14 protein-coding genes are annotated in these 13,346 nt (G+C 74.4%); 7 read left to right on the top strand and 7 right to left on the bottom strand.

The window, feature by feature from the left end; all coding sequences use genetic code 11:
• Window positions 1–3: 3 nt before the first annotated feature.
• The 3 genes from KV557_RS27210 to KV557_RS27200 all read right to left on the bottom strand — a co-directional run bounded on the left by KV557_RS27210 (window position 4) and on the right by KV557_RS27200 (window position 1,554).
• Complete coding sequence (locus tag KV557_RS27210; RefSeq protein WP_218204139.1) at window positions 4–492, bottom strand: NUDIX hydrolase; 489 nt, start codon at window positions 490–492, stop codon at window positions 4–6.
• Between the two features lie 9 nt (window positions 493–501).
• A complete protein-coding gene (locus KV557_RS27205) occupies window positions 502–1,038 on the bottom strand; it encodes a sugar transferase (RefSeq protein ID WP_218204138.1) in 537 nt (178 codons plus the stop codon).
• Window positions 1,039–1,281: 243 nt separating this feature from the next.
• A complete protein-coding gene (locus tag KV557_RS27200; protein ID WP_218204137.1) occupies window positions 1,282–1,554 on the bottom strand; it encodes a hypothetical protein in 273 nt (90 codons plus the stop codon).
• Window positions 1,555–1,883: 329 nt separating this feature from the next.
• Here KV557_RS27200 and KV557_RS27195 point away from each other — a divergent pair, with 329 nt between their 5' ends.
• A complete protein-coding gene (locus KV557_RS27195; protein WP_308130094.1) occupies window positions 1,884–2,939 on the top strand; it encodes a polysaccharide deacetylase family protein in 1,056 nt (351 codons plus the stop codon).
• Window positions 2,940–2,991: 52 nt separating this feature from the next.
• Here the strand turns inward: KV557_RS27195 and KV557_RS27190 are convergent, their stop codons facing one another.
• Entirely contained in the window at window positions 2,992–3,762 is a 771-nt protein-coding gene (locus KV557_RS27190) for a glutamate racemase (protein WP_218204136.1), read from the bottom strand.
• 57 nt (window positions 3,763–3,819) lie between these two features.
• Here KV557_RS27190 and KV557_RS27185 point away from each other — a divergent pair, with 57 nt between their 5' ends.
• Entirely contained in the window at window positions 3,820–4,971 is a 1,152-nt protein-coding gene (locus KV557_RS27185) for a glycosyltransferase (protein ID WP_374106677.1), read from the top strand.
• 45 nt (window positions 4,972–5,016) lie between these two features.
• On the top strand, window positions 5,017–5,763 hold the full coding sequence (locus tag KV557_RS27180) for an SAM-dependent methyltransferase (protein ID WP_218204135.1): 747 nt from the start codon (window positions 5,017–5,019) through the stop codon (window positions 5,761–5,763).
• Window positions 5,764–5,781: 18 nt separating this feature from the next.
• On the opposite strand, the gene KV557_RS27175 is transcribed toward KV557_RS27180, so the two are convergent.
• The 3 genes from KV557_RS27175 to KV557_RS27165 all read right to left on the bottom strand — a co-directional run bounded on the left by KV557_RS27175 (window position 5,782) and on the right by KV557_RS27165 (window position 8,905).
• The gene (locus KV557_RS27175) at window positions 5,782–6,657 is read right to left on the bottom strand and encodes an alpha/beta fold hydrolase (protein ID WP_256178006.1); all 876 of its coding nucleotides are present in this window, start codon (window positions 6,655–6,657) and stop codon (window positions 5,782–5,784) included.
• A 98-nt stretch (window positions 6,658–6,755) separates the two neighbouring features.
• Window positions 6,756–7,436, bottom strand: a complete 681-nt coding sequence (locus KV557_RS27170) for a thiol:disulfide interchange protein DsbA/DsbL (protein ID WP_218204133.1) — start codon at window positions 7,434–7,436, stop codon at window positions 6,756–6,758.
• 143 nt (window positions 7,437–7,579) lie between these two features.
• Window positions 7,580–8,905: a glycosyltransferase family 4 protein gene (locus tag KV557_RS27165; RefSeq protein ID WP_218204132.1), complete on the bottom strand. Its 1,326-nt coding sequence runs from the start codon at window positions 8,903–8,905 to the stop codon at window positions 7,580–7,582.
• A 307-nt stretch (window positions 8,906–9,212) separates the two neighbouring features.
• Here KV557_RS27165 and KV557_RS27160 point away from each other — a divergent pair, with 307 nt between their 5' ends.
• The 4 genes from KV557_RS27160 to KV557_RS27145 all read left to right on the top strand — a co-directional run bounded on the left by KV557_RS27160 (window position 9,213) and on the right by KV557_RS27145 (window position 13,281).
• Window positions 9,213–10,334 carry a glycosyltransferase family 4 protein gene (locus KV557_RS27160; RefSeq protein ID WP_308130093.1) on the top strand — a complete coding sequence of 374 codons (1,122 nt, stop codon included), beginning with the start codon at window positions 9,213–9,215 and terminating at the stop codon, window positions 10,332–10,334.
• Between the two features lie 209 nt (window positions 10,335–10,543).
• Window positions 10,544–10,993 (top strand): large conductance mechanosensitive channel protein MscL, encoded by a 450-nt coding sequence (gene mscL / locus KV557_RS27155; RefSeq protein WP_218204130.1) that lies wholly within the window; start codon window positions 10,544–10,546, stop codon window positions 10,991–10,993.
• Window positions 10,994–11,347: 354 nt separating this feature from the next.
• The gene (locus KV557_RS27150; RefSeq protein WP_218204129.1) at window positions 11,348–12,160 is read left to right on the top strand and encodes a DUF6643 family protein; all 813 of its coding nucleotides are present in this window, start codon (window positions 11,348–11,350) and stop codon (window positions 12,158–12,160) included.
• A gap of 242 nt (window positions 12,161–12,402) precedes the next feature.
• Entirely contained in the window at window positions 12,403–13,281 is an 879-nt protein-coding gene (locus KV557_RS27145; protein ID WP_218204128.1) for an MOSC domain-containing protein, read from the top strand.
• Window positions 13,282–13,346 lie beyond the last annotated feature (65 nt).

The following is a 13,346-nucleotide window of genomic DNA, read 5'->3' as shown; positions in this document are numbered from 1 at the left end:
GGGTCAGGGGCGCTCCTTGCCCTCCCAGGAGTAGAACGCCGGGCCCTCGCACTCCAGGGCGTGCCGCAGCCGCTCGTGCTCGGTCTCGATCATCGGCGGCAGCGCGTCCAGCGTGAACCAGCCGACCTCCAGCGACTCGTCGTCGTTCACGCGCGCCTCGCCGCCGATCGCCCGGCAGCGGAAGGTCAGCACCAGGTACTGCGACACGTCGCCGTTCGGGTACGTCACCTGCGGCGAGACAGTGACCGAGGCGAGCAGTTCGGGGACCGCCACCACCCCCGTCTCCTCCAGGCACTCGCGCACCACGCCGTCGGCCGGCTGCTCCCCGGGATCGAGGATGCCGCCCACCGGCGCCCAGCGCCCGTCGTCGGCACGCCTGCCGAGCAGCACCCGGTCGCGGTCGTCCAGCACGACGGCGACGACGGCGCTCAGCCAGAGCGGGCGGTTGCCCACCACGGAACGGAGGTCGGCGAGAAACTCAGGAATGGCCATGTCCGCAGCCTAGCGAGGCGGAAGGGCGGGCCGTGCGGAGCCTTCGCCGGGGCGCAGCAGCGCCTTGACGGTCAGTCCGAGGATCCGCAGGTCGAGCCCGAACGAGCGGTGCTCGACGTACCAGAGATCGAGCTCGGCCCACTCCGGCCGGCTCAGCCGGGTGCGCGGCCGACGGGCCTGGAGCTGGGCCCAGCCGGTGAGGCCCGGGCGGACGGCCAGTCGGTCCTGCTCGCGGCGGGGGTAGCGGATCACCTGATCCGGACGGGCCGGCCGGGGCCCGATCACCCCCATCTCGCCGCGGGCGACGTTCCACAGCCGCGGCAGCTCGTCCAGGCCGGTGCGGCGCAGCAGCACCCCGAGGCGGCCGTCCCGCCGGGTGCGGAAGCGCAGGATCTGGAACTCCCGGCCGTGCCGGCCGGTCCTGGTCTGGCGCAGGAGCACCGGTCCGTCCGCCGTCCAGCGGAGCAGCACGGCGATCGCCAACGCCAGCGGCACCGCGACGATCCCCGCCAGGGCCGCGACCGCGAGGTCCACGCCGCGCCTCATGACCCGGGCACCCGTCTGACGGGTTCAGACATGTCCGCCCACCGCCCCGGCGCTGCCGCGCATCGCTTCCCCTCCCCGAGAACGCATTCACAGTATGGGGAGGCATGAAGGCGCCGCCCGGGAATGGTGAAAGAAGTGGGGAAGGGATTACCGGAGCAGCCGAATTCCAGCCGTGGACGTGCCTGCGAGTTCTTGCCCCGCGAGTTGCCGCGTTCTTGTCAAACAGGTTTCGGAGCGCAGCTTTCAGAGCGCGGCGCGGCGGCGGTACCGCAGCAGCGCGAAGACGATCCGGCCGAGCAGCAGGACGCCGGCCGCCAGGCAGCCGGCCACCGCCATCGCCCAGGCCGGTCCGTCACTGTCCGGAACGATCACCGCGACGACGATCCCCAGCGCCAGGCAGGCCAAGCCCACCACCGCCAGCGGAATCTGGTGGGTGACCAGGGCACCGCCGCTCCAGGCGCGGGCCATCCGGGTCGCGCCGTGCAGGTGGAAGGGATCACGGTCCGCATCTGCCATGAGCCCAAGGTACCCCGGGCGGGCGCCGGAGGCAGCCCGCAGGGAGTGAACCCCTCGGCATCCTGCGCCACCTGTACAACTGCCAGTCGACGTGAAATTCGGCGCACATTCAGTCCACGAAAAATCCTCGGCCCCCCGGTACAACCATCTACGCGGCGTACCGGTCTCCACTACATTGAGCGATCCAGGAGCCGTCCTCGACGCGGGTGTTCGTCCCCCCGTCGCGGACCGGAATACACCAGGGGGCGGAGCCGCTGCCCCCTGGAGTCGGAGGCCGGGCTCCGTCCTCCGGCGGTACCGCCACGCCGCTCGGCGACCGAGGGGGAACCGTGCCGCAGTCCCAGTCCACCACGGCGATCACCGCCGTCCACGCCCGACCCGTCGCGCGCGTGCGCACGCTGTCGCCGGTCGTCGGCCGTCCGGCCGAACCGCACGGCGGCGGCTGGCACGGCGCGCCCGCCGACGCCCATCGCCCGGACGCGCGGGTCGACTGGCTGCGGTTCGCCCCCGTCCAGCCCGTGTTCCGGGCCCGCGCCGCCCAGCGGCTCGCCGTCCTCGCGTACCACGGCGTCACCGACCCGAGCTCCTTCGGCGCCCAGCTCGACCGGCTCCGAAGACTCGCCACCCCCGTCTCGCTCGCCGCCGTCCTCCAGGCCGTCACCGAGCGGCGGCCGCTGCCCGCCCGCAGCGTGCTCGTCACCTTCGACGACGCCGACCGCAGCGTGCTCACCCACGCCCTGCCCGCCCTCAACGCCCGCGGCATCCCGGCCGCCGCCTTCGTCATCTCCGAGCTCATCGGCACCGAGCGGCCGTTCTGGTGGCACGAGGCCGACTTCCTCGCCCGACACGGCGGACGCGCCCGCTCCCTCGACTGCGGACACCCCTCCCAGCTGCTCCCCCGGCTCAAGGCCATGCCCGACCCGGACCGCCGGCGCAGCCTGCACGAACTCCGGGTCAGCGCCGGCCGCCGGCCACCCGCACAGGAACAGCTCACCCCCGCCGACCTCCGCGCCCTGCGCGACGGCGGCGTCGCCATCGGCAACCACACCCAGGGGCACCCCTGCCTGGGCCGCTGCGACGACGACACCGTCCGCGCCGAGATCACCGGCGCCCACGACGCCCTCACCCAGTGGCTCGGCGAACCCCCCATCGCCTTCGCCTACCCCGACGGCGGCCACGACCCGCGCGCCGAGGCCGTCCTGCAGGAGCTCGGCTACCGCCTCGGCTTCCTCTCCGACCACCGCCTCGGCCCCCGCCTCCCCTCCCATCCCCTCCAGATCAGCCGCCTCCAGGTCGACTCCACCACCAGCACCCGCCGCTTCGACACCATCCTCTCCGGCCTCGAACCCGCCTACCGCCGCTGGCGCCGCCAACCAGTGGCCTGAAAACCCACCCCACGCGCAGGAAGTCGGCCCTGCCGACTTCTGGTGCGAGCGATCAGGGGGTGGGAGCCAGGAGGAACTGCGACTCGGGGTAGTACGTGGCGGCCGGCGGGAGGGTCGCTGGGGTGCCGGCGTGGAGGACGGTGGTGGTGGCGGTGCCGGTGGGGGTGTGGTCGGCGATGCGGCGGAGGGCCTGGGCGGCGACGGCGTCGGCGGAGCCGTGGAGGGTGAGGTCCGGGGTCGCGGTGGCGGCGACGGCGGCTCGGATGCGGTCCGCCACGAGTTCGTAGTGGGTGCAGCCGAGGACGACCGCGGACGTGCCGGCGGGCGTTCGGGTGGCGGCGTTCGCGATGGCCGCGGTGATGGCGTCGTCGTCGCCGTGCTCGATCGCGTCCGCCAGGCCGGGGCAGGCCACCTCGGTGACGTCCGCCGTGCCGCCGAAGTCGCGGATCAGGCCGCGCTGGTACGCGCTGCCCGTGGTGGCAGGGGTCGCCCAGATGGCGACCGGGCCGCCGAGGGCCGCGGCGGGCTTGATCGCCGGGACGGTGCCGATGACGGGCAGCGCGGGTTCGAGTTCGGCCCGGAGGGTGGCGAGCGCGTGGACGGAGGCCGTGTTGCAGGCGATCACGAGCGCGTCGGGTTCGAGGGCGGCGGCGGCCCGGGCGCAGCCGAGGGCGAGCTCGGTGACCTCTTCGGGGGTGTGCGGCCCCCACGGCATGGAGGCGGGGTTGGAGGAGAGCACCAGGTCGACGTCCGGGCGCAGCTTCCGAAGCGCGGCGGCGGCGGCCAGCAGGCCGATTCCGGAGTCCATCAGTGCGATCTTCACGGGGCAAGACTTTAGTCGATCCGCCCGTCCGGGCCGGTTCTGCGGCAGACTGCCGAGGTGACCGTCCTGCTGTGGATCGCCGCGTTCTCCCTGCTGGTCTGGCTCTGGCTGGCGTGTTGCCACGGCTTGTTCTGGCGCACCGACGTGCGACTGCCGCCGCGCCGGCCGCCGGTGCGCTGGCCGCAGGCGGCGATCGTGGTGCCGGCGCGGGACGAGGCGCCGGTGCTGCCGGTGAGCCTGCCGTCGCTGCTGGCGCAGAAGTATCCGGGGCGGGTCCGGGTGATCCTGGTGGACGACCACAGTTCGGACGGCACGGGCGCGCTGGCGGCGGAGCTGCGGACGATGGACGGGCTGGAGCTGACGGTCACGACGCCTCCCCCGCTGCCGCCGGGCTGGACGGGCAAGCTGTGGGCGCTGCGGCACGGGGTGGAGCTGGCCGGTCCGGACGTGGAGTACCTGCTGCTGACGGACGCGGACATCGCGCACGGCCCGGATTCGCTGGCGGAGCTGGTGGCGGCGGCGGAGAGCAACGGGCTGGATCTGGTGTCGCAGATGGCCCGGCTGCGGGTGGAGACCGGCTGGGAGCGGCTGATCGTGCCGGCGTTCGTCTACTTCTTCGCGCAGCTGTACCCGTTCCGTTGGAGCAACCGCCCGGGCGGCCGGACGGCGGCCGCGGCGGGCGGCTGTTCGCTGGTGCGGCGGGAGGCGCTGGAGCGGGCGGGCGGGGTGGCCGCGATCCGGGGTGCGGTGATCGACGACGTGTCGCTGGCCCGGGCGGTGAAGGCGTCGGGCGGGCGGACGTGGCTGGGCCTGGCCGGGGAGGTGGACAGCGTCCGCCCGTATCCGCGGCTGGAGCAGCTGTGGCGGATGGTGTCGCGCAGCGCATACGCGCAGTTGCGGCATTCGCCGCTGCTGCTGCTCGGGACGGTGCTCGGGCTGACGCTGGTGTACCTGGTGCCGCCGGCGGCAACGGTGGCCGGGCTGGCGGCGGGGGCGCCGACGGTGGTGGCGGTGGGCGGGGCGGCCTGGACGCTGATGGCGGGGACGTACCTGCCGATGGTGCGGTACTACGGGCAGCCCGCTCCGGCGGTGCTGCTGCTGCCGTTCACGGCGGCGATGTACCTGCTGATGACGGTGGACTCGGCGGTGCAGCACTGGCGCGGCCGAGGGGCCGCCTGGAAGGGCCGCACCTACTCGCAGCAGGTGTGAGGCGTTCCCGAGCGCGAGCGGCCGGTCGGACTCCATACTGCTCGGATGGACCGTCAACGGCTCTCCCGTCTCGCCCATGCCCGCCATCCGATCGCGGCGCCGCTCGCGGACGAGTCGGTGGCCCGTCTGCTGGAGCGCGCCACCGCCCACACCGAGGTCGGCCGGGCGCTGGATCTCGGCTGCGGCGAGGGCGCCTGGCTGGTCCGGGCGCTGGCCGCGCGCCCGCGCTGGCGGGCGGTCGGGGTGGACCTGGACGCGCAGGCGCTGACCCGGGCCCGGGAGACGGCCACCGCGGTGGGCGTGGTGCGCCGGATCGGCCTGCACCACGCCGACGTCCGAGAGTTCGCCGCGGCCGAGCCGTTCGACCTGGTGCTGATCGTCGACGCGACGCACGCGTTCGGTGGCCTGCGACCGGCCCTGGCGGCGGTCCGCGAGCAACTGGCGCCGGGCGCCCGGGTGTTGATCGGCGAGAGCTTCTGGGAGCGCGAGCCGTCCCGGGCCGCGCTGGAGGCGCTGGGCGCGGCCCGGGACGACTACGCGGATCTGGCGACCACCACGGGCCGGCTCGTCCGGGACGGCTGGACGCCGGTGGACGGCCACATCAGCAGTCAACAGGAGTGGGACGCCTACGAGTTCTCCTGGACCGGCACGCTCGCCGAGTGGGCGCTTGACCACCCGGAGGACCCGGACGCGGCGGCCGTCCGCGAGGCCGCCGACCGGCACCGCACCGAGTGGCTGCACGGGCACCGGGGCACGCTCGGGTTCGTCACGTACCTGCTGCGCCGGGACTGAACCCGCCTGCTGCGTACGTCACTTCTGCGTACGTGCGAGGAAGTCGTCGATCAGCGGGGCGATTTCGGGCAGCTTCTCCTCCAGCGCGAAGTGCCCGGTGTCGAGGACGTGCAGTTCGGCGTCGGGCAGGTCACGCAGGTAGGCACGGGCTCCGGCCTCGGTGAAGAACGGGTCGTTCCGTCCCCAAACGATCAGTGTGGGCGGGCGGTTGGTGCGCAGCCACTCCTGCCAGACGGGGTAGAGCTCGACGTTGGAGTGGTAGTCGAGGGCGAGTTCGACCTGGATGTCCTTGCGGCCCGGCAGGTCGAGGAAGTGCTGGTCGAGCGTCCAGCCGTCGGGGGCGACGAGGGTCGGGTCGCCGGTGCCGCCCTCGTACTGGCTGCGGGTGATCTCCAGGGTGAGGATCGCGCGGGCCCGTTCGGCGGCGCCCTCGACGCCGTGCCGGTTGGCGATGAACTCCCGTGCCTGGTCGGAGAGTCCCTCGTCGTAGGCGTTGCCGTTCTGGACCACCAGGCCGGTGATCCACTCGGGCCGGCGGGTGGCCAGGCGCAGGCCGACGGGGGCGCCGAAGTCGAAGACGTACAGCGCGAACCGGTCGAGGCCGAGCGCGAGGCAGAAGCGTTCGACGACGTCGGCGAGGGTGTCGAAGCGGTAGCGGAAGGCGTCCGGCGCGGGGCTGTCGCTGTGGCCGAAGCCGGGATAGTCGGGCGCTATCAGGCGGTAGCGGGTACCGAGCGCGTCGAGGAGTCGGGCGTACTGGTGCGACGCGGACGGGAAGCCGTGCAGCAGCAGGAGGACGGGGGCGTCGGCCGGGCCGGTTTCGCGGTAGAACACGCGCAGGCCGTCGAGATCGACGTGGCGGTGGTGGACGTGCGGGATCGTCAGCTCGCTCATGCTAACCATTAAACAGCATCAGAACCGTTAGGTTGGCGGTTTCCTCGGCTGCTTCCTGACGACTGAGCCCGCGTCACCGGCCCGGCGGAGCAGGGGTATCAGCGCTTGCGCAGCTGCTCCTGCTGGACCAGGTAGTCCAGCACCTCGGGCATCGCGTCGACGCCGCCCGCCTTGGTCGGCGAGGTGCGGTACTCGCCCTGGACGACCACCGTGGGCAGCTCGTTGACGCCGTAGCGGACGAACTGGGCGGCCGCGTCGTCGACCGACTGCCGCACGGCGTCGGAGCGGTACGCCTGACCGAACTGCTGCGCGTCGACGCCGTGGCGCACCGCCCACTCGGTGGCGGTGGCCTCGGTGGTGAGGTCGGCCTTGTCGTTGTGCACCGAGCGGAACGCACTCGTCTGCAGCCGCTCGACCAGGCCCAGGCGCTCCAGCGTGTAGTACAGGCGCGCGTGGCCGCGCTGCACGCCCTCCTCGGGGCTGCCCGGCCAGATCGCGGGGACGCGCCGGAGGGCGACGTCCGCGCGGTGCTTCTCGGCCCAGGCCTGGAGCGGCTGCTCCAGCTGCTGCGAGTGGCCGCAGTCGTACCAGAAGAACTCGACCGCCTCGGTACGGGCCGCCTCGCGCACCGGCTGCGGGTGGTCGAGCTTCACGTACTGGACGCCCTCGGCGGGCTGTCGGTGGGTGGCCGCGCCGGCCTGGACGGGCGACGCGGCGATCCCGGCGGCGACCGCGAGCAGGACGGTGGACCTCAGCAGCGCCTTCGACACAGGCTTCACAGACTTCGCAGGTTTCACACCGGGCAGTGTGGCGGTGACGGTTCGTTACCGGCGAGTTGCGCGGGGCGGGTGGGGGCGGATTCGCCCGTTCGGAGTAGCCTGTGGCCTGTCTCAGGCTCTCACGTCCTCCGGGCTGCACGTCCTCAGGTCTGCAGCGCCGCCCGGCTCTCGGCCCACACGTCGGCGACCAGCCGCTGCCAGGCGTCCACGACCGCGCCGAGCTCGAAGTGCGCCAGCGCGTGCGCCCGGGCGGCTGCGCCCAGGCCAGCACGGTTGCAGGCCAGCACCTTGGCCAGCGCCTCGGCGAGCGCCAGCGGGTCCCCAGGGGCGACCAGCGCGCCGGTGGCGCCGTCCCGGACCACCTCGCGCACCCAGCCGACGTCGGTGGCCACCGCGGGCACCCCGGCCAGCGCCGCCTCGATGAGCGCGCCGGGCACGCCCTCGCTGTCGCTGGTGAGCAGCACCGCGTCGGCGGCCCGGTACAGCGGGACCGGGTCCGGCAGGGCGCCGAGGAAGTGGGCCCGGGCGGCGGCCGGGTGGCGGGCCAGGACCTCGCGCAGCGGGCCGTCGCCGGCGACGGCGAGGCGGACGTCGGGGAGCCGGTCGAGGACGTCGAGGGCCAGGTCGAGCCGCTTCTCGGGAGCGATCGCGCCGATCCAGGCGACCAGCAGGACGTCCGCAGGCAGGCCGAGCGCGTGCCGGGCGGCGCGCCGCTCGTCGCGGCCTTCGGCGGGCGGATAGCTCTCGGCAGCACGGGAATTGGGGATGACCCTGACCTTGCCGCCGGGCAGCCGGAAGTGCTCCTCCAGGACCGCACGGGCCTCGTCGGTGAGGGTGGTGACGGCGGCGGCCCGGTGGAGGAGGGCGCCGCCGCGGAACCGGCGCAGCGCCGTCCCGGTCCAGTAGCGGGGGTGGCCGACGGAGACGTAGACGAACGGGATGCGGGTGCCGGCCAGGGCGAGAGCGCAGGCGGCGAGGGTGTCCGAGCCGTGGGCGAGGACGACGTCGGCGGCGCGGGCGGCGGAGCGCAGGGCCAGCAGGGTGGCCGGGTGCAGGCGGCGAGGGCCGAGCACGGTGGCGGTGCGGGCGCCGGGGGCGTCAGGCGCTTCGGGGGTTTCGAGCTTCATGGTTCCGGCGGGCGCCGGGGGCGGGGCGGGCACCTGCGGTTGCGCGCCGGGCGTCTCCGGTATCGCGCGGTCGTCCATCGCGGGCCTGTCTATCGCGGGCTCGTCTGTCGCGCGGTCGTCCGAGCGGGGGCCGGGGCGCGGGGAGGACCTGGTCCCGGAGCGGGAGGCGGGGTTCGGCGCGAGGGCCATCAGGGCGGAGGACTGGCCTCGACGGCGCATCTCGTGGTGCAGGTCCCGGGCGAAGTTCTGGGCGCCACTGCGGCGGGAATCGCTGATCAGATGCAGGATGCGGGGACGGGTTTCGGCCGGGTCGGCCGACGTATCGCAGGTATCGTCGGGCATGGCAACGACCTTGGCACAGCGTCACGCGCTGTACAGCCCCTTCGCACAACCCGTTGGTGGTCCGTGCGCCCGCGCGGATACCCCTCGCGTGCGCCGGTCGGGCGCGGTCGTGCGCCGGTTGCGACCGCCGTGCGCCCCGGTTCGCCCCGCGCGCCCACCCGGCCGCCCCTGCGGCGTTCCCCACACGCGTAATCGCTGGCGGGTCCGCCGGAGCACCTGCGATGCTGATCGGCAGTCAGGGCGCGTCCGGCACGGGAGAACGGACGCACCCGGTGAGGGGCGGGGGTGGCCTGTGCATGTGCTTCAGGTGATCGACAGCGCGAGCCGGCTCGGCGCGGCCGGGCGCGCGCTGGTCGCGATGACGCCCCAACTGGTGCGCGCCGGCGTCACCTTGGACGTCGCGTACCTCCACGACGCGCCCGACGGCTGCCAGCCCGAGCTCACCGAGGCGGGCGCCGCCGTGTTCGCCGTCGGCCGCCCCGGCCGGGCCGGTACGGCCGCTGCGCTGCACCGGCTGATCCGCGAACGGCGGCCCGACCTCGTCCACACCACGCGCCACGCCGGGGCGCACCGCTCCGACCTGCTCGCCCAGGCCGCCGCGTTCGCCGCCCGCACGCCGGTGGTGTCCAGCCTGGTCGACCCGCCGTCGGGGCCGGACCGACCGGGCGGGCTCCGCCCGGCGCAGGCCCTCGACGCGGCAACCGCGCGCGGCACCCGCCGCTTCCACGCGCTCACCCGGTACGTCGCCGCCACGACGGCGAAACGGCTGCGGGTACCCCGGCAGCGGATCGACGTGGTGCCCCGCGGGCGCGACCCGGAGCTGCTCGGCACCGCGACCCCGGAGCGGCGGGCCGAGGTCCGCGGCGCGCTGGAGCTGCCCGGGGACGTGCCGGTGGTGCTGGTCGCCGCGTGCCAGCAGTACCGGAAGGGCCTGGACGTGCTGCTCGACGCCTGGCCCGCGGTGCGGCGCGCGGAGCCCGAGGCCGTCCTGCTGCTCGCGGGCGGCGAGGGCCCCGAGACGGCGCGGCTGCACGCGCTCGCCGGGGTGGCCGGGAACGTGCGCTTCCTCGGGCCGCGCGACGACGTGGCCGACCTGATGGCCGCCGCCGACGCGGTCGCGGTGCCGGCCCGTCGGGACGGCCAGGGCGGCGCGGCGATCGAGGCGATGGGCGTGGGCGTGCCGCTGGTCTGCACGGACCTGCCGGGGCTGCGCGAGACGGTCGGTTCGGAGGACTACGCCCGGCTGGTGCCGCCGGAGCGGCCGGCCGAGCTGGCGGCGGCGATCGCCGACACGCTGGCGGACCGGTCGGCGGCCGGCGCGCGGGCACAGGCGGCGCGGGCGCGCTTCCTCACCTCGTTCACGCTGCATCAAGTGTCGGCGCAGACGGTCGAGTTCTACGAACGCTCGCTGCGCCTGCGCCCGGCCTGAGCGGAGGCGGTGGCCACGAGGCGGCCGGGATCGACCCGTACGCGGAGCGCCCGCGCATCGCCTGCCCGCCGACCGTGCGGTCCGCGGCCGGTTAGGCGGATCGGGTGAACGCGGTTGGACCTCGGCCCGGGCCGGTCGGCAGGATGTCCGGCCGGGGCGCCGCCATGCGGCCCCACCTCCCCCTCCCCCGTACGGATTTGGAGTACCCGGTGTTCAAGGGATTCCGCAGCTTCCTGCTGCGCGGAAACGTGGTGGACCTCGCGGTCGGCATCGTGATCGGCGCGGCCTTCACCGCCGTCGTCACCGGGTTCGTGACCGCCTTCCTCACGCCGCTCATCGGGGTCGCGACCGGCGCCGTCGGCGACTTCACCCAGAAGACCTTCGACGTGGCCGGCACCCGGTTCCCGTACGGCGTCTTCGTCAACGCGCTGATCAGCTTCCTCCTGGTCGCCGCGGTCATCTACTTCGCCGTGGTAGTACCGGTCGGCAAGCTCCAGACCCGCTTCGAGTCGGCCAAGCCCGTGCCGGCGCCCAAGGTGGACTGCCCGGAGTGCCTGAGCTCGATCCCGGCCGCGGCGACCCGCTGCTCGTTCTGCACCTCGGAGGTCGGCGCCCGCCCCGGCCTGCCGGCGCAGGCCCAGGCGCTGCAGTCGCACTGACCGGTGCTGACCAGGCGCCAGAGGCACTGACGGGGTCTTTATCCCCGAAACATTCACGAGCCCCCGCCGCACCGTCGGCGGGGGCTCGAACGCGCCCGCGCACGCCCCATCCGTAAAAGTTTCTCCCCCGGACCCAGACCCCGGCACCGCCCGGTCACCCCAAGGGTTCGCCGGTCCGCCGTCCGGGCGCTGTTCGATCACTGACGGCGCGTCGAGGTTGTCCGGAACTGAATGCCGGTATGTCCGTTCTTCCTACTTTCGAAACCTTTGTGCGAGCGAAGACTGTGTAAACACTCGAACTGCTCCCCCTCCCGCTCTCCTCAGCAGGCGCATTGTGGGCTTACCGTATGCCCCATGACCTCGCCCCGCTCCTACGACGGAGTCGGCTACCCCTCTCCGTCCTTCTCCTCCGGCACGCCGATTTACGACAGCCTTGTCGCCGAACGCGGTGTCCCGCAGATCGCCCCCATCAATGTGCCGGCCGCCCTGCCGCCGGCCCTGTCGTCCGGGTACGGATCAGGCCTCGGCCCGTCCTACGAGAACCGGTACGCCACCGGCTACGAGAGCGCCGGCAGCAACCTCCCCGCGCTGCCGCCGGCCCGCCTCGCGCTGGGCCCCGGCCCGAGCAGCAGCCCCTCCGCCGGCCCCGCCACGGCGTACATCCCGGCCCAGCCCGCGCCGGCGTACGCCTCCGCGCCGCAGCCGCCCGTCCCCGGCTACGGCGGCCCGCAGCCGTACCAGCGGCCCCAGCCGCCGGCGCCGGCCTTCGCCCAGACGGCGAGCGGCGGTTACCAGCCGACCGGCGGCCAGAGCTTCGGCGGCCAGAACACCTTCGTCGGCGGCCAGGGCGGCCAGCAGTCCTTCGGCGCGCAGCCGATCGGCGGCCCGGGCGCGTTCGGCCCCGGCCAGCCTGGCGGCCAGCAGCACGGCGGTCCGCAGAGCTTCGGCGGCCAGCAGTCCTTCAGCGGCCCGGCGCAGGGCGGCCCCGGCTTCCAGGGGCAGGGCGGCGACCAGTCCTTCGGGGGCGGCCAGCTGCGCCCGGCCATGGCGCCGGTCGCGCCGGTCCGCCCGATGCAGCCGCAGCGCCCGGGCCCGTACGGCGAGCCCGGCCACGGCGGATTCGCCGGGCAGCCCGGGGGCTACCAGCCGCAGGGCCAGGGCTACTGAGCCGCTGACACCCCAGGGCCGACCCCACCCGGCCCGCACCCGCACCACCTGAGCACCACCCGGCGCGCGCCGCGCGCCGGGCGAACGGAGAAACGGGTCATCCACGGACCGCCCGGAACGCCCCCCACGGCGTCCCGGGCGGTCCGTGCGCGTTCGGGGGTTCGTTTGGGGTGCGTGCGCGTACGGGGTGCACGCGTAAGGGGGCGTCGGGTCCGTGCGATCGCGGCTGGCAGGATGGAGGAATGCAGCTCACCGGACTCCACGTCTACCCCGTCAAGTCCATGTACCGCCTGAGCCCCGACAGTGCCCCGGTCGAACCCTGGGGCCTGGCCGGAGACCGCCGCTGGATGCTCGCCGACCCCACCGGCCGCTTCGTCAGCCAGCGCGAGAACGCCGCCCTCGGTCAGATCCGCACCGGCCTGCGCCCCGACGGCACGCTCACCCTCACCGCCCCCGACGGCTCCCGGATCGAGGTCACCGCCCCCGCCGTCGCGGCCGGCGACCCGCTCGCCGAGGTCGAGGTCTGGGGCACCCGCTTCCGCGCCACCGAGGCGCCCAAGGACGCGCACGAGTGGATCTCCGAGCACCTCGGCGAGTATCGCCTGGTGCATCTGGACGATCCGCGCGCCCGGCCCGTCGACCCGGACTACGGCACACCCGGCGACACCGTGTCCATGGCCGACGGGTTCCCGCTGCTGCTCACCACCACCGCCTCGCTGGACCGGCTCAACGAGCTGATCGCCGCCGAGCACCCGGACGGCCACGAGCCGCTGCCGATGGAACGTTTCCGCCCCAACGTCGTGGTCGACGGCGCCGAGCCGTGGGCCGAGGACGGCTGGCGCCGGATCCGGATCGGCGGCCTGACCTTCAAGGCGGTCAAGCCCTGCGGCCGGTGCGTCATCACCACCACCGACCAGGAGAGCGGCGAGCGGCGCGGCCCGGAGCCGCTGCGCACCCTGGCCCGGCACCACCGGCTCCTGAAGAAGGCCGCCTTCGGCCAGAACCTGATCCCCGAGCGCCCGGCCGGTGTGACCGGCGACGTGCTCGGCGCGCTGCGGCTCGGCGACGAGGTCGAGGTCCTGGAGGACGGCGCGCACTGGCCGGCCGACGCGCGGGCGTGAGCACCCGGCGTGCGGCCCCGGCTCCGGAACGGTCTGGTTCCTGAACGCCCTGGTTCCGGGGTCGG

The sequence above is a fragment of the Kitasatospora aureofaciens genome (assembly GCF_019192735.1).
GTDB classification, from domain to species: Bacteria; Actinomycetota; Actinomycetes; order Streptomycetales; family Streptomycetaceae; genus Kitasatospora; species Kitasatospora aureofaciens_A.
The sequence above is the reverse complement of the archived record's forward strand: the minus strand, read 5'-3'. Positions and strand labels throughout refer to the sequence as shown.